This is a genomic window from Paenibacillus sp. NPDC058177 (genome assembly GCF_042883835.1).
Classification (GTDB): domain Bacteria; phylum Bacillota; class Bacilli; order Paenibacillales; family Paenibacillaceae; genus Paenibacillus_AQ; species Paenibacillus_AQ agri.
Genome location: NZ_JBHVVB010000004.1, coordinates 359,907 through 386,786 on the forward strand (window position 1 = coordinate 359,907; position 26,880 = coordinate 386,786).

The 26,880-nt window shown below is 50.4% G+C and carries 23 protein-coding genes and 1 riboswitch; of the genes, 20 read left to right on the plus strand and 3 right to left on the minus strand.

Features of this window, described 5'->3' with window-relative positions:
- Positions 1-296: 296 nt before the first annotated feature.
- Together ACFVU8_RS18760 and ACFVU8_RS18765 are read right to left on the minus strand one after the other, a co-directional pair.
- Positions 297-3,500 carry an efflux RND transporter permease subunit gene (locus tag ACFVU8_RS18760; RefSeq protein ID WP_387429248.1) on the minus strand — a complete coding sequence of 1,068 codons (3,204 nt, stop codon included), beginning with the start codon at positions 3,498-3,500 and terminating at the stop codon, positions 297-299.
- Complete coding sequence (locus tag ACFVU8_RS18765) at positions 3,497-4,417, minus strand: TetR/AcrR family transcriptional regulator (protein WP_387429250.1); 921 nt, start codon at positions 4,415-4,417, stop codon at positions 3,497-3,499. Before ACFVU8_RS18765 ends, ACFVU8_RS18760 begins: the two co-directional genes overlap by 4 nt.
- A gap of 214 nt (positions 4,418-4,631) precedes the next feature.
- Between ACFVU8_RS18765 and cls the strand changes: the two genes are divergently transcribed.
- Positions 4,632-6,140 carry a cardiolipin synthase gene (cls, locus tag ACFVU8_RS18770; RefSeq protein WP_066379137.1) on the plus strand — a complete coding sequence of 503 codons (1,509 nt, stop codon included), beginning with the start codon at positions 4,632-4,634 and terminating at the stop codon, positions 6,138-6,140.
- A 293-nt stretch (positions 6,141-6,433) separates the two neighbouring features.
- Here cls and ACFVU8_RS18775 read toward each other — a convergent pair whose 3' ends face one another.
- Positions 6,434-7,840 carry a phospholipase D family protein gene (locus tag ACFVU8_RS18775; protein WP_387429252.1) on the minus strand — a complete coding sequence of 469 codons (1,407 nt, stop codon included), beginning with the start codon at positions 7,838-7,840 and terminating at the stop codon, positions 6,434-6,436.
- A gap of 430 nt (positions 7,841-8,270) precedes the next feature.
- Between ACFVU8_RS18775 and fni the strand changes: the two genes are divergently transcribed.
- The 19 genes from fni to atpE all read left to right on the plus strand — a co-directional run bounded on the left by fni (position 8,271) and on the right by atpE (position 26,829).
- Positions 8,271-9,386, plus strand: coding sequence for a type 2 isopentenyl-diphosphate Delta-isomerase (gene fni / locus ACFVU8_RS18780; RefSeq protein WP_387429254.1), 1,116 nt, complete (start codon positions 8,271-8,273; stop codon positions 9,384-9,386).
- Positions 9,387-9,426: 40 nt separating this feature from the next.
- Positions 9,427-9,918 carry a GNAT family N-acetyltransferase gene (locus ACFVU8_RS18785; protein WP_379466480.1) on the plus strand — a complete coding sequence of 164 codons (492 nt, stop codon included), beginning with the start codon at positions 9,427-9,429 and terminating at the stop codon, positions 9,916-9,918.
- Between the two features lie 157 nt (positions 9,919-10,075).
- A complete protein-coding gene (ychF, locus tag ACFVU8_RS18790) occupies positions 10,076-11,176 on the plus strand; it encodes a redox-regulated ATPase YchF (RefSeq protein ID WP_379466479.1) in 1,101 nt (366 codons plus the stop codon).
- 229 nt (positions 11,177-11,405) lie between these two features.
- Positions 11,406-12,473, plus strand: coding sequence for a peptide chain release factor 1 (gene prfA, locus ACFVU8_RS18795; RefSeq protein WP_379466478.1), 1,068 nt, complete (start codon positions 11,406-11,408; stop codon positions 12,471-12,473).
- Between the two features lie 4 nt (positions 12,474-12,477).
- A complete protein-coding gene (gene prmC, locus ACFVU8_RS18800) occupies positions 12,478-13,446 on the plus strand; it encodes a peptide chain release factor N(5)-glutamine methyltransferase (RefSeq protein ID WP_387429257.1) in 969 nt (322 codons plus the stop codon).
- Positions 13,447-13,592: 146 nt separating this feature from the next.
- Positions 13,593-14,783 (plus strand): FtsW/RodA/SpoVE family cell cycle protein, encoded by a 1,191-nt coding sequence (locus tag ACFVU8_RS18805; protein WP_379466476.1) that lies wholly within the window; start codon positions 13,593-13,595, stop codon positions 14,781-14,783.
- A 705-nt stretch (positions 14,784-15,488) separates the two neighbouring features.
- The gene (locus tag ACFVU8_RS18810) at positions 15,489-16,691 is read left to right on the plus strand and encodes an FtsW/RodA/SpoVE family cell cycle protein (protein WP_379466475.1); all 1,203 of its coding nucleotides are present in this window, start codon (positions 15,489-15,491) and stop codon (positions 16,689-16,691) included.
- 82 nt (positions 16,692-16,773) lie between these two features.
- Positions 16,774-17,526, plus strand: coding sequence for a stage II sporulation protein R (gene spoIIR / locus ACFVU8_RS18815; protein WP_387429260.1), 753 nt, complete (start codon positions 16,774-16,776; stop codon positions 17,524-17,526).
- Between the two features lie 267 nt (positions 17,527-17,793).
- Positions 17,794-18,906, plus strand: coding sequence for an L-threonylcarbamoyladenylate synthase (locus tag ACFVU8_RS18820; protein ID WP_387429487.1), 1,113 nt, complete (start codon positions 17,794-17,796; stop codon positions 18,904-18,906).
- 101 nt (positions 18,907-19,007) lie between these two features.
- A complete protein-coding gene (locus ACFVU8_RS18825) occupies positions 19,008-19,580 on the plus strand; it encodes a manganese efflux pump MntP (protein ID WP_379466473.1) in 573 nt (190 codons plus the stop codon).
- Positions 19,581-19,710: 130 nt separating this feature from the next.
- Positions 19,711-20,298 carry a low molecular weight protein arginine phosphatase gene (locus ACFVU8_RS18830; protein ID WP_387429262.1) on the plus strand — a complete coding sequence of 196 codons (588 nt, stop codon included), beginning with the start codon at positions 19,711-19,713 and terminating at the stop codon, positions 20,296-20,298.
- Positions 20,299-20,344: 46 nt separating this feature from the next.
- Positions 20,345-20,427: riboswitch (ZMP/ZTP riboswitch) on the plus strand.
- Positions 20,428-20,669: 242 nt separating this feature from the next.
- Positions 20,670-21,329 carry a TIGR01440 family protein gene (locus ACFVU8_RS18835; RefSeq protein ID WP_379466472.1) on the plus strand — a complete coding sequence of 220 codons (660 nt, stop codon included), beginning with the start codon at positions 20,670-20,672 and terminating at the stop codon, positions 21,327-21,329.
- A 56-nt stretch (positions 21,330-21,385) separates the two neighbouring features.
- On the plus strand, positions 21,386-22,633 hold the full coding sequence (locus ACFVU8_RS18840; protein WP_175370376.1) for a serine hydroxymethyltransferase: 1,248 nt from the start codon (positions 21,386-21,388) through the stop codon (positions 22,631-22,633).
- Between the two features lie 442 nt (positions 22,634-23,075).
- Positions 23,076-23,705 carry a uracil phosphoribosyltransferase gene (upp, locus tag ACFVU8_RS18845; RefSeq protein ID WP_066379093.1) on the plus strand — a complete coding sequence of 210 codons (630 nt, stop codon included), beginning with the start codon at positions 23,076-23,078 and terminating at the stop codon, positions 23,703-23,705.
- A 66-nt stretch (positions 23,706-23,771) separates the two neighbouring features.
- Positions 23,772-24,932 (plus strand): non-hydrolyzing UDP-N-acetylglucosamine 2-epimerase, encoded by a 1,161-nt coding sequence (wecB, locus tag ACFVU8_RS18850; protein ID WP_175370375.1) that lies wholly within the window; start codon positions 23,772-23,774, stop codon positions 24,930-24,932.
- 178 nt (positions 24,933-25,110) lie between these two features.
- Positions 25,111-25,344, plus strand: coding sequence for an AtpZ/AtpI family protein (locus tag ACFVU8_RS18855; RefSeq protein WP_379466471.1), 234 nt, complete (start codon positions 25,111-25,113; stop codon positions 25,342-25,344).
- Positions 25,337-25,714 (plus strand): ATP synthase subunit I, encoded by a 378-nt coding sequence (locus ACFVU8_RS18860; RefSeq protein ID WP_066379087.1) that lies wholly within the window; start codon positions 25,337-25,339, stop codon positions 25,712-25,714. The genes ACFVU8_RS18855 and ACFVU8_RS18860 overlap by 8 nt, the downstream gene beginning before the upstream one ends.
- Before the next feature lie 29 nt (positions 25,715-25,743).
- On the plus strand, positions 25,744-26,511 hold the full coding sequence (gene atpB, locus ACFVU8_RS18865) for a F0F1 ATP synthase subunit A (protein ID WP_175370374.1): 768 nt from the start codon (positions 25,744-25,746) through the stop codon (positions 26,509-26,511).
- 105 nt (positions 26,512-26,616) lie between these two features.
- Positions 26,617-26,829: a F0F1 ATP synthase subunit C gene (gene atpE / locus ACFVU8_RS18870; protein WP_039877624.1), complete on the plus strand. Its 213-nt coding sequence runs from the start codon at positions 26,617-26,619 to the stop codon at positions 26,827-26,829.
- Positions 26,830-26,880: the final 51 nt, after the last annotated feature.

The following is a 26,880-nucleotide window of genomic DNA, read 5'->3' on the forward strand; positions in this document are numbered from 1 at the left end:
CGTAACCTCATTACTCTTGACCTTTTGCACTGGAATATTCCCTAATAACATGCCAAGAGGCCCCTCCATACACGGAGGGGCCTCTTGGATCATCCAATCGTTTTACAAGTAAAAGCTTCTGCAATATAAGACGAACTCAAGATCGAACATAAAGCTCAGTCGTCACTACGATGGAATGTTTGGACTTTCGGTCGCTGTTGTCGCCAGATTTCTTAATTTATAAACCGCTCCTAGCGGTTGGAATCTGGCGACAGCCGTGCTTCCGATGCGAATATAGCGAAGAGAAAGATTAAGCTTTATTCTTCCACAGTCTTTCTGCGGAATTTCATCAGGAATTCGTACACTACCGGCACTACCACGAGTGTCAGGAGCGTGGAACTGATGAGACCACCGATAACTGTGACGCCGAGGCCCTTGGAAATGATGCCGGCGCTGTTTTCGAGCCCGCTCACGAGCGGCAGCAATGCGCCGATAGTAGCGAGTGCTGTCATCAGGATTGGACGCAGACGCGTTCCTCCTGCTTCCAGCAGGGCTGCTCGGGTGGTAAGTCCTTCTTTTTCTTTATGAATAACACGGTCGATCAGTACGATCGCGTTGGTGACGACGATACCGATCAGCATCAGACCACCCATCAGAGCGGAGACGTTCAAGGTCTCCTTGGCTAATAGCAGGGCAACCAGCGCTCCGATGACAGTGAACGGAAGCGAGAAGAGAATGGCGAATGGAGCAAGTCCGCCGCCAAAGGTAACCACCAGTACGAAGTATACGATGGCGATTGCAGCAGCCATAGCGATACCGAGTTGTCCGAAGGTGTCATTGATCTGTTCCGTAACACCACCGAACGTAACGGTTACGCCATCCGGCAAGTTAAGTGCTTCGATTTTGGTCTTCACACTATTGGAAGCAGCGTTAACGTCAGTAGCGATGATATCTGCTGTAACATCCACTTTCATTTTGCCATCCATACGAGTGATCGAGTCCGGTGAAGAACCTTTCTCTACCTTGGCTACATCTTTAATCGGCACGGTGATGCCAAGCGGCGAGGTGAGAAGCGCATCCTCCATCTCATTAATGCTGGTATACGTATCTTTTTCAGTCTCAATATAGACATTATAGTTTTTGCCATCCAGCTTGACCTCGGTCAGAACCGGACGTGCGCCAGCTGGACTGAGCTTCATAGCGATTTGTCCGGCTGTAAGACCCAGTGAGCTAAGTTTTTGCTGATCCGCAACGATGGTGTATTGATCATAGGCTGCAGATAGGCTTGTTTTGCCATCCTTGAAGTTGGCGGTGTCCTTCTGTACAATTCCGGCAATTTCATCGGCTACAGGCTTCAGTTGATCCAGATTATCTCCGAAAATATTCACCGTCAGCGTACTGCCGCCAAGGCCGCCACCGGCCATACCGGACATATCGCCCCAGACTCCTTCTGGAACTTCTTTGGTGAGTCCTTCGATCAGTTTCTCTTTCACGGCTTCAAAGTCAGGTGTATTACTGTCGTAAGCAACATAGAATAGTCCCGACTTGCCGCCAGAACCGCCCAAGCTGAACGGGCTGCTTCCGCCGATGGAATACTGCATCTTATCTACATGACTCTGTGCCAAAATATATTTCTCTGCTTTCAGGCCTTGCGCCTGCACATCCTCCAGACGCTGTCCTGCTTTAGGCGAATAGGTCAACGTAACGTTCTTCTCTTCCTGGGATGGCATGAAGCTGACACCGATCGGCTTGATCAGGAACAAGCTACCTACCAGGAGAATAACGGCAACACCAAAAGTGACTAGCTTGTGGGACAAGCACCAATCCAGCACTTTTTGATACCAGGCAGACAATCTGTCCGGTTTATCGTGATTATCGTTCTTCTTTTTCAGACCGTTACGGAACAGTGAGTGCGCCATTGCCGGTACAAGCGTGATGGCTACAACGAGTGAAGCCAGCAGGGCGAAGACCATAGTCAGGGCAAATGGCAGGAACAATTCGCCGACCATTCCGCTGACAAATGCAAGCGGCAGGAACACGGCAATCGTAACAATAGTGGACGACATAATCGGCACGAACATTTCGCGTGTTGCCGCGCTAATTAACTCTCTGCCGCGCAGCTTCTCGCCTGAGAGCGATAAGCGCCTGTAGATGTTCTCAATGACGACAATGGAGTCATCCACGACCCGTCCAATGGCTACGGTCATCGCGCCGAGTGTCATCATATTCAGGGTAATATCCATCTGACGCAGGCACAGAACTGCAATCAGCAGTGAGAGCGGGATGGAGATGATCGAGATAATCGTTGAGCGGATATTCCGCAGGAAGATCAGAATAATGATGACCGCGAACAAGGCACCAAAAGCAGCCTTGGATAACATGGTACTTACTGAATCCTCGATCGGCTTACCTTGGTCGAGCAGAACCGTCAGATCGAGACCCTTGAACTGTTCTTTCAGCTCTTCGGTCTTCTTCTTGACATTGTTGACTACTTCAACGGTGTTGGCATCATTGGCTTTGACTATCTGAATACCAATGGATTCCTTCCCGTTAGTACGGGAGATGGATTCAGAACGGCCTACAACTTCAATATCTGCCAATTCGCCAAGTTTGACGGTAGGAAGTCCTGCTCCGAGGGCCGCTCCGGCTGCGGCATTCGCTCCGGCTCCACCGTTGTTTGCAGCACCTCCTGCGGCCGCATCACCAGCAGCTCCTGGAGCTGCGCCGCCGCCTGGTACTCCGGCTGGAGCCCCGCCGGCTGCGCCAGCACCGCTCGGCATTACAGGGATAGCAACATTTTTCAAGTCATCAATGGTTGTGACATTTCCGTCGACAACGACGGCTTTCTGCGATGCTTCCATTTCGAACAGGCCGAGTGGCACACGCAAGGAAGACCCTTGAACGATGCCTTTTACCGTATCTTCGGTCAGTCCATATTGCTTCAGCTTATCTTGATTAAATTTCAGGGAGACTTCCTTGACGTACTGTCCGGCGATTTGTACGGACGCTACGCCTTCGAGGTCTTCCAGTGCTGGACGGATGTCGTTCTCGGCAATGCTGGTCAATTCTTCAAGCGGCTTGGAGCCATCACCGGCAAGGCTAAGGGAGACGACAGGAAGAGAGCTGAGACTGAAGCGGGAAATTCTCGGCTTCTGCACATTGTCCGGCAGGACGACTTCATTTAATGCTTCGCGGACAGCTGCTGTCGCATTGTCCAGGTTGGTGCCGTAATTAAATTCAATGAAAATGCTGGAGGCATTCTCCAGGGAGGTGGAGGTCAGCGTTTTGACACCATCCACGTTGCGCAGCTTCTGTTCTAAGGGTTTGCTGACATCATTCACAACCCCTTCTGGCGCAGCGCCTGGATAAATCGTTGTGATACTCAGGTAGGGAATACTGATATTCGGCAGGGTCTCCTGCTTCATGGTCAGTCCGCTGTACAGACCGGCAAAGACGATGATGATCGTCAGAAGCCAAATCGCAAATTTGTTTTTCAGGGAAAAATTAATCAGACTTTTCATGGCGTACAATTCAGCTCCTCTTGGTTATGCATGTAAGGCGATAATAACTTTCTTAATTCCTTCAGGGGCTCGGCAAGTTCGGGACAGGCTTGCAGGTTGAACAGCATCCCTAGAATAATGGCTCTCCGCGGGTGGGAAACGAGCATCTCCCCTTCCAGAATGGCAAGTGAATCCGCGGCATCCTTCTGTTGTCTGGTCTTTAGAGGGATGACACCGAGCAGGTCTTTCATTTCCTTAATCAACTGAAGCGGGTTCTTGCGTACGTTCCCCTCTTGGCCAGCCAGCATCCCTACAACCATCGCATGTGAGATGAGCGGGGTGGGCTTGTCTGCAAGCAGGGAGGCCGCGATGATGTCCATCATCTTGATCAGATGATCCGCCATGCGAGCCGTAGGTACAAAGGATTCAGGATGGAAGAGGACGCGTACATAAGAGCTGATCATGCCGTGAACGATCATGGATAAATCGCCTGTATAGGGCAAGATTTCCTTACCGTATAGGCCCTCCATTTTAGATTGGAACCAGCCCATCACTGCCACATTACTCTTTTGCAGCCATTCGGGGATATCTGAATAGCCTTTTCCGGCAAAATCCTGAATTTGGCGCTGCAAAAACTCACGCAGCTCGTATACATGATTAAGCAGAATTTCGACCTGGTTCCGCAGCTTTTCGCGCGGTGTCTTCCCGGTCTCCTGCTCTGCATGAACCAGAGGGTCACGAATCATCTTGAAGCAGTATATATAAATGCTGCGTTCCAGCTCCTCCTTGGATTTAAACAGGAGATAAAGGCTGCCCTTGGACATGCTGCTTAGCTCCGCGATTTCTTGCATGGAAGTGGAGGAAGAACCTTTCACAGCGAACAGTTGCATCGCCGTTTTGATAATCTGTTCCTTCTTGTCCTGGGTACGGTCTACCACCGATGAATCCCCTTTCTGACTGATAAGTTCTGAAATTGACTGGTTAGTCATGAAAATTATATTATAACTTTCTGGGTATTACAAATTTACACAAACAAAGGTTACAATTTTGTCGCAATTATCAATTTGGCACCGATTTTGTAGGAAGAACCCTCGTATTCATGTAATATATAAATGTGTCATTTCCGTGATGTAAAAAGAAGGTAGGTAGAATATGAGAAGAGGATTGCAGGCAATTGTCATTATTGGAGCTTTTATAGCTTTTTATTACTTTGGTTTTGGTCTGTTCGGTAGTACCGGCACGACCATTATTAGTATTTTCTCTACATTGACGGTCATATCCATTGGACTTGCCATTTCTATGGAGAACCGTAATCCTTCCACAACGATGTCTTGGATCTTACTACTGGCGTTGATCCCGGTAGTGGGACTTATCTTTTATTTCCTGTTCGGACAGAACGTGTTCAAGCGTCGTAAATATGATAAAAAGGCCCAGCTTGACATGATGGCCTACGAACGAATTGAGAACGATGCGCTGCGCACTCACCATGATTGGTCGGAATTTGCAGAGCCTCATCAGAAGCTGTTGGGATTGTCGCAGCGGTTGGCACGGACGCCGATCTCTTGTACGTCAGAGACGCGGGTCTTAACCAACGGGGAGGAGACTTTTGGAACCCTGCTTCTGGAGCTGAGGCAGGCGCAGCATCATATACACATGGAGTATTACATCTTCCGGGCAGATCATATCGGGACGCGCATCCAGCAAATCCTGATTGAAAAAGCCCGTGCCGGTGTCACCGTCCGCTTCATGTATGATGCAGTCGGGAGTATTCAGCTCTCCAAGTCGTTTCTGAAGGAAATGAGCGATGCTGGGGTGCAGGTGGCGGCTTACGGCAACTCGACCTCCTTTTTCTCCAGCCGGGTGAATTACCGAAATCACCGCAAAATCGTTGTCATCGACGGCGATGTTGGCTTTATGGGCGGACTTAACGTCGGCGACGAATATTTGAGCCGCAGCAAAACTTACGGGTTCTGGCGCGATACGCATATGCTGGTACGCGGTGAGGCAGTACGGACGATGCAGATTATTTTCCTCCAGGACTGGATGCATACGACGGGGGAGAAGATTCTGGAGCAGGATTATCTGTCCCCCAAGTTGCGGTATATGGCTGGGGACGGGGCGGTGCAGATTATTGCCAGCGGGCCGGATAATGAACGCCGGGCACTCAAGAACTTATTTTTCTCGATGATTACCTCTGCGCAAGAATCCGTATGGATTGCTTCGCCGTATTTCATTCCCGATGAGGATATTCTGACCGCACTGCGCGTTGCAGCGATGTCGGGGCTTGATGTGCGGCTGCTGTTTCCGGCCAAACCGGACAAGTGGATTCCGTTTCTGGCATCCCATTCTTACTTTCCGGCACTGCTGGAATCCGGTGTGAAGATTTATGAGTATGAGAAGGGCTTTATTCATTCCAAACTGCTCATTACGGACGGGGAAATTGCCACGATCGGCACGGCAAATATGGACATGCGCAGCTTCCATCTGAATTTCGAGGTGAATGCGCTGTTGATCCGGACAGAAAGTGTGGCGCGGATTGTCGAGGACTTCGAGCGCGATCTGCTCTCCACAAGACAGATTGTGCATGAGGAATTCATGAACAAACGCCTGATGGAACGGATACTGGAATCGGCGGCGCGTCTGATGTCCCCGCTGCTGTAGGATAGAATGATAAACCACTTAGACAGCCTTATGTAAGGTGCTCTAAGTGGTTTTTTTGAAAATGAATCCATTTCATAATGCGGATTTCAATCCGAATAGGTACAATATCTAGTTAAACCTAAGCCGTGTACAACTAGATATCGATGATTAGACGCTCACTTATGGATTTATGAAATGGATTCAAATATAAGAATTTATATGTTTTACGCTATAGATCATCCTTATATTTCTCACTGAGACGGATACCGTACCTTGGCGGACGGAAAACCGTTTCTACTTGTGTCAGGATATATTTAAAAAGTGGTGAACCCGATGAATTTCTGTATACGGAACACCATGTATTTAATCCACGTGATCCCGCTTTGGTAGGTATCAAGGGGGAGACTGTAATCTGCGCCGTCGTTATTCCACAGGCGGGTGAAATAAGCCTCCATTTCAGCGTATAGCGGTTGATCCCTCTGCACGGTTACCCACAGGTTGTTCTCCAGATTGTAATCATCAAGGTTTCGAGCCGTAAAGTTGCTAGATCCACCCAGGATGACGGACCTGCCATTTTCCTTGGCGACAAAAAGCAGCTTGGCATGATACTGCTCCTTCGTCGTGTTGTACCAGCGGATGTCGATCTTTCCATCTGAACGGCGGTTCAAATCCATGGCTACAGGCCGATTGGGGATACCGATTTTATCTCTGCCGAAAGCATTCTGATTGGGGTCCAGCAGTAACCGGACGGTAGCGCCACGTTTTGACGCCTCCAGCAGCGCCTTAATGATCTTGTCGTCAGCCAGGTAGAACATGCCCATCCATACGGTGTCACCTTTTCCGGCAGAGGAGATGGCTTCCAGTGTATACTTATAGACTTTACCCTCTGTCAGATACCGGACCTCAAGGGGTTCCCCGGCGCTCCTCTCATTGGCTTGAGAAAATACGGGCTCCTTGCGCAATAAGGGTCCTGTACCAGAAAGACGGGCTGCGGCTTGCTCCGTCTGCAAAATATCGGCGAGAATGGGGCCCTGAACCTCCAGTGCGATATTGGAGTTGTAGGCGCTGGCATCATGTACATTCCCCGAGGATATCAGCGCCGTTGTTTCATTCATAATCAGCTTGCGGTGATTGGCCTTAACATTCAAGAGCTTCAAATAAGAGCGGGCGGTGATCTTCGGACCGTTACTGGCCATCAGATTGGGAATCCACCCCTTGCCGGATTGCCCGAACCACTGAATGAAGGTGCGCCAGAAGGCAGAATATACGGGTGTGGAATCCCTTAGTTTATCAACATCGGTCATGATTACCGTTATGCCGGCAGCTTTCATCTCTTGTAGCAGAGGGTTGGGAGCAGAATTGTAATTTGTATTAACTTCGTCAGTAATAAACACAATCTCCATCTCGGGATACGCGGCCTTCTGGAGTAGTAGCTTATCCGTAAGCATTTTGCTGACGGGTGGAAAATACTGACCCTTATGTGTGTAGTTGTTGAAGAGAAACATGTCGATCACCAGAAACTCCCGGGACTCTTCGATGATCTGGAGAATGCGCGGCAGAATTTGTTCCTTCTGTGAGCCGTTTTCCGTACCATCCGCATGGGTCAAGTCATACCAAAAATGTACTTGGTTAACCTTGTATGAGGGGCTTTCATAAGAAAGACCGGGCGGCAGGGGTTTGTGGGTCTGGTAAATCATAACGGCAGCCAGCCAAAGGATCAAAAGGGTGAAAAGCCCTCCTACCCAAAGCCAGAGGCGATGCTTTCGGTGTTTCTTAGCGAATAGTATAGATTGCTTATTGGTGAAAGATGGCGGTTGCGGGCGAGAGGCTTTGCGGCCTGGGCTCATTAATGTTCCTCCTGAAAGGTATTCTGAACATCCTGTGCCCGGATGTGTTAGATCCGGTATTCTATCTCACCTATTACCGCCATTCAAGACTACCTGAAGCAGCCGCTAAAGATTCGTAACCGCCACTGACGAGGAAAGACGATGGGTTCAGTTTTCCAGAAAACCAGGATCGCTATCCCTTGTCCACTTCATATCCTCTTATTGTAAATTCCATTAGAGGGATGTGTTATAATAAATCCAACTGTTAAGAAGAAGTCTGGGCTGACAACAGCCATTAAATAGAGTGAGAAACGGGGGCGACATCATGAACCATACATCACAGAATATACAGAGCTTCCCTAAGGCGGATTCCGGGGACGGTCTTCAGCCCGACGGAAACAGATCACTGCTGCCGGATTCTAGAACCGGAGAACGCAAAATTGAACATGTACGCCTATGCCTCAATGAGGAGGTAGGAGGCAGCGGGATTACGACAGGCTTTGAGCGTTATCGTTTCCGGCATAATGCGCTCCCCGAGCTGGATTTTGACGGTATTTCTCTGGACACTGTATTTCTGGGCAAAAAGCTGCGCACCCCGCTGCTGATCAGTTCCATGACCGGGGGCAGCGCTGCTACCGGCGCGATCAATGCCCGGCTGGCGGAAGCGGCCGAGCGGCGCGGCTGGTGCCTTGGTGTAGGATCGGTCCGGGCCGCTGTGGAACGTTCCGAGCTGGCGTCGACCTTCCGTGTACGGGACAAGGCGCCCGGCATTCCGGTCATTGCTAACATTGGAGCGGTTCAGCTATCGTACGGCTTCGGTGTGGATGAATGCCAGCGGGCGGTGGAGATTGCCGGAGCAGATTGGCTGGTGTTGCACCTGAACGGCCTTCAGGAAGTGTTCCAGCCGGAGGGGAACACTGGATTTGCTGCGCTGCTGCCGAAGATAGAGAGGCTCTGCCAGGAACTTCCCGTGCCTGTAGGCGTCAAAGAGGTGGGCTGGGGCATCGATGGCGAGACCGCGGTCCGGTTGTACAATGCCGGTGTCGCCTTCATTGATGTAGCGGGAGCAGGCGGAACCTCCTGGAGTCAGGTCGAGAAGTTCCGTAGCACCGATCCCGTGCGGCGGGCCGCAGCTGAAGCTTTTGCCGATTGGGGTATTCCTACGGCTGAAAGTATCGCGGATGTCCGAGCGGCTGCTCCGCAAGGCGCCCTGATCGGGAGCGGCGGACTAAGGCACGGCGTGGATGCCGCCAAGGCGCTGGCGCTGGGCGCTGATCTAGCGGGCTTTGGCCGCAATCTGCTTGGCCCTGCTGTAGAGTCGGAGACCGCGTTGGACAATGCTTTAGCTCAGGTGGAGCTGGAGCTGCGCACTGCAATGTTCGGTATTGGCGCACCTGATCTAAACGCGCTACGAGGTACACCCCGTTTGCTGAGAAAATAGGTTATTACCAAGAATACTGATTTTGGGAAGGAATAATGATATGATCAAACTTCTTCAAATGGACGAGTCGACTTTTCAATTCTTTTTAAGCCAATCTACCAGGGAATATGCTGCTGAAAAGGTGAAATCAGGAGCTTGGGACCCGGATAATGCCCTTAAGCTGTCACAGGAAGCGATAACCCGCTTCCTGCCAAGCGGGCTGCATACAGAAGGTGCGTACCTTTATTCGGTAGTGCATGAAGATGTAGAGGAGTCAATCGGGTATATCTGGTTCAATGTGACCGAAGGCCGCGGCGGGCGGGAAGCCTTCATCTATGATATTTACATTTTTGAGCCTTATCAGGGCAAAGGTTATGGCAAACTGACCATGCAGGCACTGGATGAAGAAGCACGCAAGATGGGAGTCACCAAGATCGGCCTGCATGTCTTCGGCCAAAATACACGGGCGTTTGAACTATACAAGAAAATGGGCTACACCGTTACGGACATCTCCATGTCCAAAGAACTGAAGCTAGAAGAGGGCGCTTCATAGCTACGCGACCGAACCATGAATGTATTAGATGTACAAATGCTCTTTCCCTTGATTTCCGGTGTTGCTGGACCATTTGTTCTAATATATAATGGTTTAGATCGTACGACTTATCGGTGATCTGTTCCAAAATCAACTGAAAATAGGAGTTGTCATATAAATGGCTTTGAAAGCAGGGATCGTCGGGCTTCCTAACGTAGGGAAATCCACATTGTTTAATGCTATCACACAAGCGGGTGCAGAATCCGCGAACTACCCATTCTGTACCATTGACCCGAACGTTGGCGTGGTTGAAGTCCCGGATGAGCGTCTGGACAAGCTGACCGAGCTGGTTCAGCCGAACAAAACGGTTCCAACCGCGTTTGAATTTGTGGATATTGCAGGCCTCGTGCGCGGTGCGAGTAAAGGCGAAGGGCTTGGTAACAAGTTCCTGGCTCACATCCGTGAAGTGGATGCGATCGTCCATGTCGTACGCTGCTTCGAAGATGAGAACGTTACGCATGTCGATGGCAAGGTGAACCCGATCAGCGATATTCAGACCATTAATCTGGAGCTGATTCTTGCCGATCTGGAGAGCGTGGATAAGCGGATTGAGCGTTCCCGTAAGAACATTAAGGGTGGAGACAAGAAATACGCACAGGAGGTTGAACTTCTGGAGCGTATCAAGGAAGCTCTGTATAACGATAAACCTGTCCGCAGCGTAGAATTGACTGAGGACGAGCGTCTGATTATCCGCGATCTACACCTGTTGACACAGAAGCCGGTATTATATGCGGCCAATGTCAGCGAAGAGGAAGTGGCAAGTGCGGAGAGCAATCCATACGTGCAGCAGGTACGTGATTTTGCTGCTTCCGAGAACGCGGAAGTTGTGCCAATCAGTGCCAAGGTGGAAGCGGAGATTGCTGAGCTGGAAGGCGAAGACAAGGCGATGTTCCTGGAGGAGCTGGGTCTGGAAGAATCCGGGCTAAACCGTCTGATCAAAGCCGCTTACCGTTTGCTAGGTCTGTACACATACTTCACGGCGGGCGTTCAGGAAGTTCGTGCTTGGACCATCCGTAAAGGAACCAAAGCGCCAGGAGCAGCCGGTGTTATCCATACCGACTTTGAGCGCGGGTTCATCCGTGCGGAAGTCGTTGCTTATAACGATCTGGTAGCAGCAGGCTCGATGAACGGTGCCAAGGAACGCGGGCAGCTTCGTCTGGAAGGTAAGGAATATCTGGTGCAAGACGGCGACGTGATGCACTTCCGCTTCAACGTATAAGGAAGCAGAGGCCTATTTATAATAAAGGACAGCTTGGAGGTAGTGTTTTTCCTGGCTGTCCCCTTTTTATATAGAAAATATCTTAGTATCATGCCGATTCTCAGCGAAGTGAAGTGTAGCCAACCGCGAGGAACGGTGGTATAATATAAAGTCGTGTATCATCTTTGATTTACCGACATTTAGTACGCTTGAAAGGTATTGAACTTTGAATTAGGAGAGGTGAATTCCCTTGTTGGACCGATTGCAATCCTTGGCGGACCGCTATGAGAAACTCAGTGAACTGCTTTGTGATCCGGATGTTGCAAACGACAGTAAGAAACTGAGGGATTATTCCAAAGAACAATCTGATCTGCAGCCCGCTTATGAGGCTTATGCTGAATATAAAAATGTAATGGAAGAGCTGGAAGCCGCCAGAATGATGCAGGCTGAGAAGCTGGACGATGAAATGAAGGAAATGGTCAAGATGGAAATCGATGACCTGTCGTCGCGCCAGACTGATCTGGAGGAGAAAATCCGCGTTCTGCTGCTGCCTAAAGACCCTAATGATGATAAGAACGTAATCGTGGAAATCCGCGGCGCTGCCGGCGGAGATGAAGCGGCTCTGTTTGCATCTGATCTTTACCGGATGTACACGCGTTATGCTGATGCACAAGGCTGGCGTATTGAACTGATGGACGTTAGTGCGAATGACCTTGGCGGATTCAAGGAAGTTATCTTCCTGATTAACGGTCGGGGTGCTTATAGCAAAATGAAATACGAAAGTGGTGCGCACCGCGTACAACGTATTCCAACCACAGAATCGGGCGGACGTATTCATACCTCTACTTCGACGGTAGCCGTAATGCCAGAAGCTGAGGATTTTGAAATTGAAATCCATGACAAGGACATTCGTGTGGATACCTTCTGTTCCAGTGGAGCGGGCGGTCAGTCCGTTAATACAACGAAGTCTGCAGTTCGCGTAACTCACGTGCCAACAGGCATCGTGGCTACCTGTCAGGATGGCAAATCGCAGAACTCCAATAAGGAGAAGGCGCTACAGGTTCTTCGCGCTCGTATCTCTGACATGAAGCGCCAAGAGGAAGAAGCGAAGTATGCCGGAGAGCGTAGAAGCAAGGTCGGCACTGGTGACCGCAGTGAGCGGATTCGTACGTATAACTTCCCGCAAAGCCGGGTGACGGATCACCGGATCGGCTTGACACTGCACCGTTTGGAGCAAGTGATGAACGGGGAGATCACGGACATCATCTCGGCATTGTCGCTGGCTGAACAGACCGAATTGATGGAAAAAGGAGAATAATGCTTTGAAACACGACGTATATGTCATGCCTCGCGTGCAAAGCATCCGGGAAGCCTTTGCGGAGGCTTCTTCTTTTTTGAGCCGTAGCGGCTGCAACGAGCCGCATCGCAGTGCCCAGCTCCTGCTGGAGCATGTGCTGGGCTTGTCTGGCGCGGCGTATTACATGGCGCTGGCGGATGCTTTTCCAGCGGATGTCCGGGAAGCTTGGGAGGCCGGGGTTACCCGCCGTGCATCCGGTGAGCCGGTGCAGTATATCATCGGCGAGCAGGAATTTTACGGCCGGGCTTTCGAGGTGACACCGGATGTGCTAATTCCCCGGCCGGAGACGGAACTGCTCGTGGAGGCGATCCTGCGGTACGCCGGTGAGCTATGGCCGGCTGCTGCGCCGGGCGCAGCGGCGCATCAGGGCAGCGCGGCGGATGGAGCCGCGCAAGAAGGCGGCGCCCCTGCCACAGGCGCCGCACGTCCGCTGACCGCCGTCGATATCGGCGCCGGCAGCGGAGCGATCTCTGTCACGCTGGCGGCGGAAGCGCCGGCGTGGGCGGTCTGCGCCGGCGACATCTCGCCGGCGGCACTGGCCGTGGCCGGGCGCAACGCGCAGCGGCACGGCACGGCCGTGGACCTGCGGCTCGGCGACCTGCTCGAGCCGTTCGCGGGGATGGAGACGGATATTCTCGTCTCCAACCCGCCGTATATTCCCGGCGGCGACATCGCCGGGCTCCAGCGCGAGGTGCGCGACCATGAGCCGCGCACGGCGCTCGACGGCGGCGCGGACGGGCTGGACCCGTACCGCCGCATGATGGAGCAGCTCCCGCTGCTCCCGGCTCCGCCGCGCCTGATTGGCTTTGAGCTTGGCTTCGGCCAGGCAGAGCAGGTGGCTGCGCTCCTGAAAGCTGCGGGTCACTGGAACGAGATCATCACCGTAGATGATCTCGCCGGGATTCCCCGTCATGTGCTTGGACTAAGCAGATAGATCAAGAACCGTTGTTATAGGTACAATGGGGGCCGCTGGCTGCAAAGGATTTGTATTTTTACTGAGCCGTCCCTTACAATAGACAATGGCGGCTGTTCTGTACATGATGAGTACCCGAAAGCCAGCAGAGAGCAAGGAGGCAGAACATGCTTCAGAAAATTAAAAAAATCGATGGCGTCATCATAGTCGTTCTGTTAATTTTGATGTGCGTCAGCATTTCAGCCATATACAGTGTCACCCATGGGAGAGAGAAGCTTGACGGTCACCATATCCAAATGCTGAAGTATTATGTGATCGGCTTTATTGCGCTGGCCGGAATCACTTTTCTCGATTATAGGATATTAGTGAAGTATGCCTTATACGTGTACTTGGGCGGTATCGGCTTGCTGGTGCTTGTCAGCTTCATGGGCGAGACCAAGAATAATGCGCAGGGGTGGCTGTCGCTGCCAGGCGGCATGAGCCTTCAGCCTGCTGAGTTGTTCAAACTCGTACTCATTCTGTTTTTGGCGGCTGTACTCGTCCGAAAGAAAAAGAACAAATTATTGTTCTGGCGTGATGTCGTACCGCTGACTTTGCTTACATTAGTTCCCTTCTTGATTGTCATGACGCAAAATGACTTGGGTAATGCCTTGGCTTATCTTGTCATTCTGCTCGGGATGCTGTGGATCGGGAATATCAAGTTCACACATGCTTTGATCGGGTTAATTGTTATTGCAAGTTCGGCAATTGCCGGAATTATGAGCTACATCCATTATCATGACGATATCAAGGTATTCCTTACAGATATTGGCCGTTCCCACTGGATTGAACGTTTTGATCCATGGCTTGTGCCTGACAAGGCAACGCCTAAAGCGAGTTATCATACGAAAAATGCCAAACTGGCTATTGCTTCTGGCGGGATGAGTGGTGAAGGATACATGAAAGGGAGTTCCGTACAGACGGATCGTGTACCATACACCTATTCCGACTCTATCTTCGTGCAGATTGCTGAGGAATTTGGATTCGTGGGTTCCGCGCTGGTATTGTTACTGTACTTTATCCTGATCCACCGAATGATATTGATTGCCCTGGAAAGCAGGGATAGGGGAGGGCCATTCCTGATCGTCGGCATTGTCGCGATGATGCTCTATCAAATCTTTGAGAACATCGGGGCCTTCATCGGCCTGATGCCGTTAACGGGAATCACACTGCCGTTCATCAGCTTTGGGGGAACCTCCCTGCTCATCAACATGGCGAGCATTGGTCTAGTCATGAGTGTGCGCTTGCACGGCCAAGAAGTAGAAGAGGATTTGCCTAATCCGGGCAATTCCTATCAAGCCCCTGCGAAGCAGGCATAACTCCATATCATCATTACATCTGCAAACCGCTGGAACTGTCTGAAAAGATAGTGCCCGGCGGTTTTTTTGCGTTATGAGCAGGGGGAGTGGATTTAAGAGTGATGTATAAATTTGTATGATTTATAGGGATCATTTACAATAAATGTACGAGCTACGTTCTTAATGGTGAAAAATAGTTTATCTCCCCAACTAAGAGCATTTTTGTACCTTATTTTTCTTTAATATAGGCAAATGAGGGAAATAAGGGCATTTTTGTATCTTGTTTTTCGAAAAAGCACGCTGGACAGGGTATTCTGGAAGATTTAAGGTACAATATTGCACTTAATTTCCCTCAACCGGTAGATGCAGACGATTTAAGGTACAGAATTGCCGCTAATTACAATTCGGAGGTCATTAGGTGGATCATTCGCATGAAGGCAAATGATCTGACAGGGGTTGCGGAGCTTTTAAAAGAATAGAAGTAGTTTATAAAAGAAAATATGGGGCCAACGCGATAGGTGGTCCGAGAATTCACCATAGTGACAACAGCTTCTTGAAGTGGATAGTAAGTTTTTCGTGGATAGTGAGTTTTTCATGGATAATAGGTTTTCCATGGGTAGTAAGTTCTCCGTGTATAGCAAATTCTTCATAGAAAGTAAGTTGGTCATAGAACGACATAGCTAAATAAGTGCTGAAAATGAACGAGGATGAGGAGCAGACTGAACCATGCTGGAGAAATTGAAGAGAGTGGACCCTGTGATTGTTGTTGTACTGATTTTGCTGATGAGTATTAGTATATTTTCTATATACAGCGTTACAGTCGGGAGGATTAGTCCCTTGAAACTGGACGGTTTTCACCTCCAGATGCTCAAGTATGATCTCTTAGGGTTTATAGCTTTTTTCGTGCTTGCCTTTGTGGACTACAAATTGTTTATCCGCTATGGAAAATACATTTATGCCTTGGGCCTTGGACTATTGGTACTGGTCATTTTCATCGGCAAAGAACAAAACGGGGCGCAGGGCTGGTTGAAGCTGGGGAACCTGACGCTGCAGCCTGCCGAGCTTTTTAAGCTCGTACTGATTCTGTTTCTGGCCTCATTCCTGTTGCGCAAGCAAGGGGCTGTTCTGACTTTCTGGAGAGGGGTCATACCCATTGGCCTGCTGACGCTGATCCCTTTTGTATTAGTGCTTGTGCAGAATGATCTGGGAAATGCACTGAGTTATATTGTGATTATGCTCGGTCTGGTATGGATCGGAAACATTAAATTCAGACATGCGCTGATTGGCCTGCTCCTGATTGTCGTTACCGGGGCGGGTCTTGCGCTGAGTTATATTCATTATCATGATCAAGCCGTTCATTTTCTCGGGGAGACGATTGGACGAAAGCATCTGATTGCACGTCTAGATCCTTGGCTTGTCCCGGATTTGGCCACAGCAGATGCAAGCTATCATACCAAGAATGCTAAAATTGCTATCGCCTCGGGCGGTATGGGCGGGGAAGGATATATGAACGGGGACTCCGTACAAGCCGGGAGGGTTCCATACACATATTCGGATGCTATCTTTGTGCAGATCGCTGAAGAATTCGGTTTTTTGGGTTCTGCGTTTGTCCTGCTGCTCTTTTTTATCCTTATCCACCGAATGATCGTCATCTCACTGGAGTGCCGGGAACGAAGTGGTACATTCCTCATTATTGGCGTTGCAGCTATGCTGCTGTATCAGATTCTTGAAAATATCGGGGCGTTCATCGGATTGATGCCGCTCACCGGGATTACACTCCCTTTCATCAGTTATGGCGGAACTTCAGTGCTCATCAACATGGCTGCGATGGGCATTGTAATGAGTGTGCATTTGCACGGAGGCGAGGCCGAGCCCGACTTCCCTGTTCCTTCGGCTGGCTCAGCCAATCCGCGAATGTTAAAGGTATAATTTAATAGATTACTAGGTTTGGACTCTCTCTCTCTTGGACATACTGACGAATATGAGAGGTTAAGAGAGAGGGGCGGCTGATATGAATAGTAATCAAGGGCACAGAGGGGATTCACTGCGTATTACCTTTAAGTATACTGCCATTTTAATTTGTTTTTTTATGGTGATCCTCATGATGTGGGAAGGACAGAAAACCGATGCGGCCGTAGCTGAATCCTCTATTCCTACGGAGTCCATCCGGCTACGGATTCTGGCTAATTCGGACGGGACACAGGATCAGCTTGTTAAACGTCAAATCCGCGATGCTGTGGTGGCTCAAATGAACCAATGGGTGTCTGACCTTGAGGACCCGCAAAGTCTGGAACAGGCCCGGGCCTTAATTCGGCGGCATCTGCCGGAGCTGAACACTTTAGTGGGACAAGAACTGGAGCAGCGGGGCATCGATTATTCGTATAATGTGGAGCTGGGCGTGGTTCCGTTCCCTACCAAAATGTACGGGGGCAAGGTGTATCCGGCTGGTGATTATGAAGCTCTACGGGTTACGCTGGGCGCAGGCAAGGGTCAAAACTGGTGGTGTGTCCTGTTTCCACCGCTCTGCTTCATAGATGCCGGGTCTGGCGATGCCGCAGCCCCAGCTGCTGCCAAGGCGAAGACTGTATCTGCTGCCGGATCGGAAGGCAAGACCGTAATCAAAGCTCAAGGTGAAAAGGCGGCGCAAGGAGACGGAGTGACTACAGATCCAAGTGCCGAGTCCGGAAAAACGCCTGAGGTAAAATTCTTTGTTTGGGAACTGCTGCAGAACCTGTGGAACTGGGTTAGCGGATTGTGGTCCTGAGGGTTGATATGGTAGTATTTTAAAAGCTGAACGTCGCGGCTCCACAGGGTGGGGTCGTTTTTTAAAAATATTCAGAAGCGGCGTGACTTGGCCTGTTTATATGAAAATGCTCTGCTTGTAATCATTAATCTACTCCTTGGAAAGCTTGTGATATGTATGGAAAAGAACATCGAGACTAAGTTTGCCCTTCCACGGCAGACAGGAAATATAGAGAATACAACGTACTTGAAGCTTCACTTGCTGGATGAGACGGCAGGGGCTTCACTTATGGAAAAAGAAGAAGATCACGCCGCGATTACCGCAGCAGCAGCCCTTCTACGGGAGGGCGGAACCGTAGCGTTTCCTACGGAAACCGTGTACGGTCTCGGGGCTGATGCCCGGAATACAACGGCGGTAGAAGCGGTGTTCGCGGCAAAGGGGCGTCCGTCCGACAATCCGCTCATTGTTCATATTGCGGATCAGAAGGCGCTGGATGAATTGGTAGAAGAGATTCATCCGACAGCGGCGGCGCTGATGGAAGCCTTCTGGCCTGGTCCGCTAACGCTCGTGCTTCCTGTCCGGACTGGCGTGCTGTCTCCAAGGGTGACAGCGGGTCTGGATACCGTTGGCGTTCGTATTCCCGATCATCCGGTGGCACTTTCACTGCTGCGTGAAGCCGGCTGTCCGGTAGCGGCACCCAGTGCCAATCGTTCGGGCCGGCCGAGTCCGACACTGGCTTCACATGTTATGGAAGACTTGAACGGGTTCATCGACGCGGTCGTCGATGGCGGTGCCGCCGGCGTCGGACTGGAGTCGACGGTGGTGCAGGTCCTGCCGGACGGCACGGTGGCCGTGCTGCGACCCGGCGGAATTACCGCCGAGCAGCTGGAGGCGGTGGCCGGCGCGGGCGCTGTGGATACCGCGCCCGCCCATGCAGCCGAAACCGCAGCTTCGCCAGCGGCCTCGGCTGCCGGTTCGCCCGCTGGCGACAGCGCGGGCGAAGACACTGGCCCGGCTCCGCGAGCGCCGGGCATGAAGTACACGCACTACGCGCCGCGCGGCTGGCTCGGCGTTGTGCGCGGGTCTTCGCCGCAAGCCGTGGCGAAGACTGCGGCAGAGCTGCTGCAGGCGGCGCAGCGTGACGGCGGGATTACGGGGCTGCTCCTCTTCGAGGAGCATGCCGCGCTCTATCCCGCCTCTCCTGCTGCCTGCGTGGTGTCTCTCGGCTCGATTCACTCGCCGGAGGAAGGGGCCCGCTCCCTATATGCCGCGCTGCGGCGCTTTGATGAAGCGGGAGCGACCTACATTCTGGCCGAGGCTTGTCCGGAGACCGGCCTCGGCGCTGCCATTATGAACCGGCTCATGAAAGCCGCCGGCGGAACTGTTATCGCGGCCCGATAATCTCCCGGCAAGCGTAAGCTCTCTTTTCCCAATGGTCATGTTTACCTTCTTGTCCGCATATTGTGGTTGTACAAGATATTTGCGACTTTGGGGGTATGACCATGGGCTTAGGAGAGGTATATGCCGGTTGGGGACAGGTTGTAACGATTGCTATTATGGCAATTGCGCTGGGAATGGATGCTTTCTCCCTTGGAGTAGGGATCGGGATGAAAGGTATTCGTCTGCTGCATATTCTGCAGCTCAGCCTGCTGATTGCCTTTTTTCATGTGCTCATGCCTCTGCTCGGTCTGGTGACAGGGAGCTACGTCGGGCATTTATTGGGACAGGTTACCACCTATGTTGCCGGAGGATTGCTGCTCCTTCTGGGCGGGCATATGATCTTCAATTCCTTTCACTCGGGCGACGACAGTCCGAGAGTATGGGATCATCGCACCTTCTGGGGGATGCTATTGATATCGCTCAGTGTCAGTGTAGATTCTTTTTCGGTAGGCGTATCTTTAGGGATGTTCGTGGACAGTATTCTGCTGACGATACTAGCTTTTGGTGTCTGCGGAGGGCTGATGTCGATTACAGGTTTGCTGCTAGGGCGCCACGTCAGTCGTGGGCTTGGGTCTTACGGCGAGGCGATTGGCGGGGCGATCCTGCTGGGGTTTGGCTTGCTGTTCATCTTCTGATACAATAACGGCATCGGGATTGTTCTATCTCAATTATGCGTTTCTGTCCATAGTTCTGTACAGTCAAGTAATTTGTGCAGACCAAACTATGGCGGGATGAATTTAAATATTTTATGGGAGGTGGATAAACATGCTGCATATTTTATTCGTCTGCACCGGCAATACATGCCGCAGTCCCATGGCAGAAGGGCTTCTGCGGAAGTACGCCAAGGAGCGCGGAATGGAGCTGGAGGTGCGGTCTGCAGGGATATCCGCCATTTCAGGCACATCTATATCCAGACATACCGCGGCGATTCTGCGCGATGAAGGCGTTCATGATTCAATTCAATCCTCACAGCTTACAGGTCAACAGGTGGCCTGGGCGGATCTTGTGCTAACACTGACAGGCAGTCACAAGCGGCATTTGCTACAATTTTTCCCGGATGCCGTGGCGAAGACATATACGCTCAAAGAATATGTACATGATGAAGCGGAGGTCGCTGAAGATATCAAGGAGCTGGATAGTCTCTACGCCGAAGCAGAAATGAGCATTGCTCTTGGAGGAGAACCGGATGCGGCTGCACTGCAGCGGATCATCGAGATTCGGCAACGCATTCCGAGCTTTGACATCTCCGATCCCTTTGGCGGCACCCGTGATGATTATGAGCTGACAGCTGCTGAGATCCGTAAGGCGCTGTATAGCCTGCTGGATAAGCTGGAGTCAGCACGGCGTTTGTAAAGATGGTTGATTTTCGGCTCTCTTTGCTTTAAGATGTAAGAAATATCGGTTCCGGTGTAACTGGCGACAACTGTGGATCAAACCACGATGGAGCATCGGAATAAACGGCCGGTCGCCTGGGCAAAAGAGCAAATCCGCAGCTACCTGCGGACTGCTCTTTTTTGTTTGAAATATTTGGAATTATCTGACTGTTAGATAATTCCAAATATTTCTTACTTACAGATATGGGTGATGTATAGCGTAATCAAGAGTATCTGCCAGCCTCCGAAAGTTTTGAACTTTCGCCTCCTGGAGAGGTACAGCCGTATCTGTCCCTGCAGCGAAAGTGGTGATGATGAGAGTTGCGTCATAACATTTTAGGAGGTAGAGCAATGGATGAAGTGGTGAAGCAGAAGTCTTGGGAAGAACGCGCGACTATCCCGGCAGGAACTGGTGGGAAAGAAGATTCCCCATCTGACAGTGCAATCTTACTGTCTGAGGCTACGGCTACTGTAGTTCGAGAGCTTGCAGCAGCAGGGAAGCTGGGTCCCGGCAAAATTCTTGTCGTAGGAGTCAGCACCAGTGAAGTGGCCGGTGCCCGAATCGGGACTGGTGGAGCGCTGGCTGTGGCAGAGCAACTGCTTGAAGGCATTACTCAGGTCGCTGATGAACTCGGATTCCATCCGGTGTATCAATGCTGTGAGCATTTGAATCGCGCATTGGTTATGGAACGCTCTTTGCTGGATGGGTTAGGGTTGCAGGAGGTTGCAGCTGTGCCGATTCCCGGCGCAGGAGGTTCTATGGCTGCTGCTGCCTACCGCTCCATGAAAGACCCTGTGCTGGCAGAAACCGTACAGGCTCATGCTGGCATAGATATCGGAGAGACACTGATCGGCATGCATTTAAGACGTGTGGCCGTGCCTTTTCGTCCTAGCCTGCGCTATATTGGAGAAGCCAGAGTGAACGCTGCATGGAGCAGGCCTGCCTTGATCGGCGGCGAGCGTGCAGTCTACCGGACACAGGAACAAAGCGGAGCCCGGCTCTGCGAATAACTTAATGGTTTTCATTAAATACAACATAAACACAATACCAGGGAGGAACTAAGAACATGGAACAATTGCGTAAGAGTGACCCGGCAGTACTGGAAGCGATGGGATTGGAGCTGAAACGTCAGCGCGCGAACATTGAGCTTATTGCCTCTGAGAATATCGTCAGCGAAGCCGTTATTGAAGCTATGGGTTCGGTGCTTACCAACAAATATGCTGAAGGCTACCCGGGCAAGCGTTTTTATGGTGGTTGTGAAGATGTAGACATTGTCGAAGATCTGGCGCGCGACCGTGCTAAGCAACTGTTTGGCGCAGAGCATGTCAACGTGCAGCCACACTCTGGCGCACAAGCAAACATGGCCGTTTATTTGGCAGCCCTGAAACCTGGCGACACTGTACTTGGTATGAACCTGGCTCATGGTGGTCACTTGACGCACGGTAGTCCGGTTAATGCTTCCGGCTTGCTCTATAACTTCGTGGCTTATGGTGTGCAAGAGGATACTTTCCTTATTGATTATGATGAAGTGCGCAAGGCAGCCTTCAAACACCGTCCTAAATTGATCGTAGCTGGTGCGAGTGCTTATCCGCGTACCATTGATTTTGAAAAACTTGCTGCCATTGCCAATGATGTTGGCGCACTGTTCATGGTAGATATGGCCCACATCGCAGGTCTGGTTGCTGCTGGTCTGCACCCGAACCCAGTGCCACATGCTCACTTTGTAACAACTACAACACACAAAACGCTGCGTGGACCACGCGGTGGCTTGATCATCTGTAAGCAACCTTGGGCTGCTGCGATTGATAAGGCTGTATTCCCAGGTACGCAAGGTGGACCACTGATGCATGTAATTGCTTCCAAGGCCGTTGCTTTTGGTGAAGCGTTGCAGCCATCCTTTAAAACTTATGCCGAGAATGTAATCAAGAATGCTAAGGTGCTGTCCGAGACGTTGCTTGGTGAAGGTATTAACATTATTTCTGGTGGAACAGACAACCACTTGATGCTGATTGATACTCGTAACCTGGGCGTTACCGGTAAAGAAGCGGAAAAAGTACTGGATTCCATTGGTATTACCGTGAACAAGAACGCCATTCCGTTCGACCCTACCAGCCCATTTGTAACTAGCGGTATCCGTCTGGGTACACCTGCAGTTACTTCCCGTGGCATGGATGAGAAGGCGATGAGTGTTATTGGCCGCATCATTGCGAATGTGCTTAAGAATCCGAAGGATGAAGCGGTCTTGACTGAAGCTGGTCGCCAAGTAGCTGAGCTGACAGATCAATATCCGCTGTACCCTGAGTTGAAATACTAATCTCTATAATTTCAGTATTCGTGCTGTTTTTCTGCCTCTGTGGGCCGGGCTTCCGGCTCTACGGAGGTTTTTTTGTTGCATAATGTTCACAATTAGAAGATTGGCTATAGCTTGAAATGTAATGAAATCAATCATGAAAGTTCATGGAACTTTCAATAAAAAGCGTGATGAAATTGTGAAAAGTATGAAAAACCTGAAAATGTGCAGACTAAACGACGTTTTCATCAGGCTGCGCCAGACCCGAAATGGGTTATTAGGTCCCGCAGTTGGATAATAATGTGAAGATTGACTTTTTTCGAAGAGTATAAGTTGCAGTTTCTGTCGTAGGGTGAAAAGCGGCGGCGGTGATGATATAATAGATGAGATTTAGCCACTGAACAGGTGCAAAGCGCTTACTAGGGCTTGAGACTAAAGACTTTATAATTACCGGAGGGACAAGTTAATGGGAAAATTGGTGATTTGCGATCATCCTTTGATTCAACACAAACTGACATTTATCCGCGACGTGCGGACTAACACTAAGGAGTTCAGAGAACACGTTGATGAAGTTGCCACATTGATGGCTTACGAGATTACGCGCGATATTCCGCTGGAAACGATAACCGTGCAGACGCCGGTTGCTGAGACACAAAGTAAGGTGATCTCCGGAAGAATGCTGGGACTGGTTCCTATCCTTCGTGCCGGACTTGGTATGTTGGAAGGCGTACTGAAGCTGCTGCCTGCGGCTAAGGTAGGTCATGTTGGCCTGTTCCGCGACCCGGATACACTACAGCCTGTTGAGTACTACGTTAAGCTTCCTACAGATGTACAGGAACGCGAACTGATTGTTATTGATCCAATGCTGGCTACCGGCGGTTCCGCCATTGCTGCCATTACTTCACTGAAGAACCGTGGCTGTACCCAGATTAAGATGATGAATCTGATTGCTGCACCGGAAGGTGTTGCTGCTGTACATGAAGCTCACCCGGATGTAGACATCTATGTGGCAGCTTTGGACGACCATCTGAATGAGCATGGATACATCATCCCTGGACTTGGTGATGCAGGTGACCGCCTGTACGGAACAAAGTAATCACGAATACTATAACGGAAGCTTGTTTAGGAAGAATTGCAACTATGGAGAAAGTGGGTAGGGGATATGTCCAAAATTAAAGTGATGACGATTTTCGGAGTGCGCCCCGAGGCGATCAAGATGGCACCCCTGGTTCTTGAGCTGGGGAGACATCCCGAACATATCGAATCTATCGTCTGTGTAACGGCCCAGCACCGCGAGTTGCTGGATCAGGTGCTTGAGGTGTTTAAGATTACACCGGACTATGATCTGGATGTTATGAAAGACCGCCAGACCCTGAACGAGATTACCATTCGGGTACTGGAAGGATTGGAGCCGGTGCTTCGTGAGGCCAAGCCTGATCTGGTGCTGGTACACGGTGACACGCTGACTACATTCCTGGCCAGCTATGCTTCATTCCTGCAGCAAATTCAAGTCGGGCATGTGGAAGCAGGACTTCGGACCTGGAACAAACTTTCCCCTTATCCCGAAGAGATGAATCGTCAGTTGACCGGTGTGTTGGCCGATTTGCACTTTGCTCCAACAGACAAGTCAGCAGACAACTTGAGACACGAGAATAAAAAAGAATCAAGTATTTATATCACAGGCAATACGGTTACTGATGTGTTTCAATATACCGTACAGCCGGACTACCGGCATCCTGTACTTGATTTTGCGTCAGGAAAAAGACTTATTTTGATGACGGCGCACCGCAGGGAATCGCAAGGCGAACCGCACCGTCATATTTTCCGTGCTGTCAAAAGAATCGCTGATGAATTCGAAGATGTGGTCATTGTGTATCCCGTGCACCCGAGTCCGGCAGTCAAGGAACCGGCGCATGAGATCCTCGGCGGACACCCGAGAATCAAGCTGATTGATCCACTGGATGTCGTAGACCTGCATAATTTTTATCCGCATACCCACTTGATTTTGACCGATTCCGGCGGCCTGCAAGAGGAAGCTCCTTCATTCGGAGTACCTGTGCTTGTGCTGCGTGACACTACGGAACGCCCGGAAGGGATCGAGGCCGGAACACTGGAGCTTGTGGGGACGGACGAAGAGAAGGTGTATCAACGGACACATGCTCTGTTAACTGATCAGGAGCTCTATCAATCCATGAGTCAGGCCGCAAATCCATATGGAGACGGCAAGGCATCCGAGAGGATTGTCAATGCGATTTTGCATCATTTTGGAGTGGTTGAGGAGCGTCCGGAAGAGTTTCACAGAATGTTCACAAAAAATAAATAAAATCATTAAAACTAATATTCTGAATGAATTGAAATCAACATACAGTGAAACTGTACGGTTTATATGGTTTTGGAACGTTTTGCTGTGATTATTTTCATGTTTTCAAGGGTTTTTGGGCAATGTTCAATGAATTGACAAAGAGTCTGGGAATTCAGTAAAATTAGTTGGGATTGTAGCCATGAAAGAGGAAAAAAACAGGGAAAGCCTTGGACGTACTGCTCTTGTCATTGGAAGTGCAGGCACTTTGTTAGCCGCTTACATTATTATAGGTTTCTTTCTCGCCAAATGGCTGAGAGACCTGATGGACGGTCACAATTATTGGCTGGCTATAGGCACGATCACCGGTATGATTTTGGGGATTGTGAATGTGGTCCTGTTAATCAAAAAATTTTTGGGGGAGCAGAATGGATAATATGACTCCCATGATCAATACTGTCACCAGAGTGACCCTTGTCCTTATGGCAGGACTGGTAATGGGATGGGCGCTTCATCACGAGACCCGGACTATTACTCTGGGCATGGCTCTGGGGCTGGTGGCGGGATTGGTAAATTTCCGATACCTGGCCGTTAAGGTCAGACGGGTAACGCAGAGTATTGCGAACAAGGAAGGGAATGCCTTCAGCCTCGGTTTTGTCACACGGATTTGCTTCGCCATTTTGGTCACCATGTTCTCGGTCAAAATCGAGCATTTCTCGCTGGAAGCAACCATAGCCGGCCTTTTCATTCCCCAGCTTCTCGCTATTCCTGCGGGAATATATCTGAGCATCAAGAAAAAAATGTAACCAGATTAAAGAGAAAGGGGGGGGATGCTATGCATGCTATGCCGAAAATCATGCTAGGCGGAATTCCGATAGACTTGTCCGTAGTGCTGATGCTGCTGATCAGCTGTACAGTGGTATTTGTTCTGGTTATGCTGTCAGTTCGCAACCTGTCCGTTGAGAATCCTTCCAAGCTACAGAACTTTATGGAATGGGTTGTGGAGTTTGTGCAGGGGGTCATTGGAAGTGCAATGGATCTGAAGAAAGGGAAGCCTTACATATCTTTAGGGCTGACGTTAATCCTGTTCATCTTCGTATCCAACTTGCTCGGACTGCCGTTTTCAGTCGTGACTATGGCGCATGAGCCGGTTACAGTATTCGGACATGTGATTGAAGCTACGAAGAATCTTGCACATGGCGACCACGTTGAGATCCTGTGGTACAAATCGCCGACAGCGGATATCAATGTCACTGCGGGGCTAGCACTTATCGTGTTTGTACTGATGAACTACCTGGGCATTAAGCTCAACGGCAAGCATTATTTCAAGCACTATATTGAGCCGTTTCCGATTTTCCTGCCGCTCAACATTATTGAGAACTTGGCCAAGCCTATCGCTTTGGCAATCCGGCTTTACGCGAATATCTTCGCAGGTGAAGTTCTGATCACTGTCATTCTGAAGCTTGGAATTCTCAGTATACCGTTCCTGGCCGTATGGCAGGGCTTCAGTATATTCGTCGGCGCACTGCAGGCGTTTATCTTTACGATTCTGACGATGGTCTATATCGCGCAGATGACGATTCACGAAGAAGAAGCACATTAATGAGCTGTCGTGAAGACAAACGGCAGCCGCCGATAGTACCTTCGCGGGAGATATGTTATATCATTAAACACAATTTGAACCGAAATTAAAGGAGGATATTTACAAATGGAATTTTTAGCAGCAGCAATCGCGGTTGGTTTGGGCGCACTGGGCGCAGGTCTTGGTAACGGTATGATCGTTAGTAGAACGGTAGAATCCATCGCTCGTCAACCAGAAGCTCGTAACGCCCTGCAAACAACAATGTTTATCGGTGTAGGTATCGTCGAGGTTATTCCTTTGGCCGCAACAGTTATTGCATTCCTGATCATGTTTTCTTAATAAACCGTACCTACGGTTTGGCGGGGAGGGCAAGGTGCCATCCGCGCCTTA

Coding starts and splice junctions, on each gene's coding strand:
- ACFVU8_RS18840 (WP_175370376.1), top strand. CDS start 21,386: ATGGAACAATTGCGTAAGAGTGACCCGGCAGTACTGGAAGCGATGGGA.
- atpB (WP_175370374.1), top strand. CDS start 25,744: ATGCATGCTATGCCGAAAATCATGCTAGGCGGAATTCCGATAGACTTG.
- ACFVU8_RS18855 (WP_379466471.1), top strand. CDS start 25,111: ATGAAAGAGGAAAAAAACAGGGAAAGCCTTGGACGTACTGCTCTTGTC.
- fni (WP_387429254.1), top strand. CDS start 8,271: ATGAACCATACATCACAGAATATACAGAGCTTCCCTAAGGCGGATTCC.
- ACFVU8_RS18825 (WP_379466473.1), top strand. CDS start 19,008: ATGGGCTTAGGAGAGGTATATGCCGGTTGGGGACAGGTTGTAACGATT.
- ACFVU8_RS18785 (WP_379466480.1), top strand. CDS start 9,427: ATGATCAAACTTCTTCAAATGGACGAGTCGACTTTTCAATTCTTTTTA.
- ACFVU8_RS18760 (WP_387429248.1), bottom strand. CDS start 3,500: ATGAAAAGTCTGATTAATTTTTCCCTGAAAAACAAATTTGCGATTTGG.
- upp (WP_066379093.1), top strand. CDS start 23,076: ATGGGAAAATTGGTGATTTGCGATCATCCTTTGATTCAACACAAACTG.
- wecB (WP_175370375.1), top strand. CDS start 23,772: ATGTCCAAAATTAAAGTGATGACGATTTTCGGAGTGCGCCCCGAGGCG.
- ychF (WP_379466479.1), top strand. CDS start 10,076: ATGGCTTTGAAAGCAGGGATCGTCGGGCTTCCTAACGTAGGGAAATCC.
- ACFVU8_RS18820 (WP_387429487.1), top strand. CDS start 17,794: ATGGAAAAAGAAGAAGATCACGCCGCGATTACCGCAGCAGCAGCCCTT.
- atpE (WP_039877624.1), top strand. CDS start 26,617: ATGGAATTTTTAGCAGCAGCAATCGCGGTTGGTTTGGGCGCACTGGGC.
- ACFVU8_RS18860 (WP_066379087.1), top strand. CDS start 25,337: ATGGATAATATGACTCCCATGATCAATACTGTCACCAGAGTGACCCTT.
- cls (WP_066379137.1), top strand. CDS start 4,632: ATGAGAAGAGGATTGCAGGCAATTGTCATTATTGGAGCTTTTATAGCT.
- spoIIR (WP_387429260.1), top strand. CDS start 16,774: ATGAATAGTAATCAAGGGCACAGAGGGGATTCACTGCGTATTACCTTT.
- ACFVU8_RS18835 (WP_379466472.1), top strand. CDS start 20,670: ATGGATGAAGTGGTGAAGCAGAAGTCTTGGGAAGAACGCGCGACTATC.
- ACFVU8_RS18810 (WP_379466475.1), top strand. CDS start 15,489: ATGCTGGAGAAATTGAAGAGAGTGGACCCTGTGATTGTTGTTGTACTG.
- ACFVU8_RS18830 (WP_387429262.1), top strand. CDS start 19,711: ATGCTGCATATTTTATTCGTCTGCACCGGCAATACATGCCGCAGTCCC.
- ACFVU8_RS18805 (WP_379466476.1), top strand. CDS start 13,593: ATGCTTCAGAAAATTAAAAAAATCGATGGCGTCATCATAGTCGTTCTG.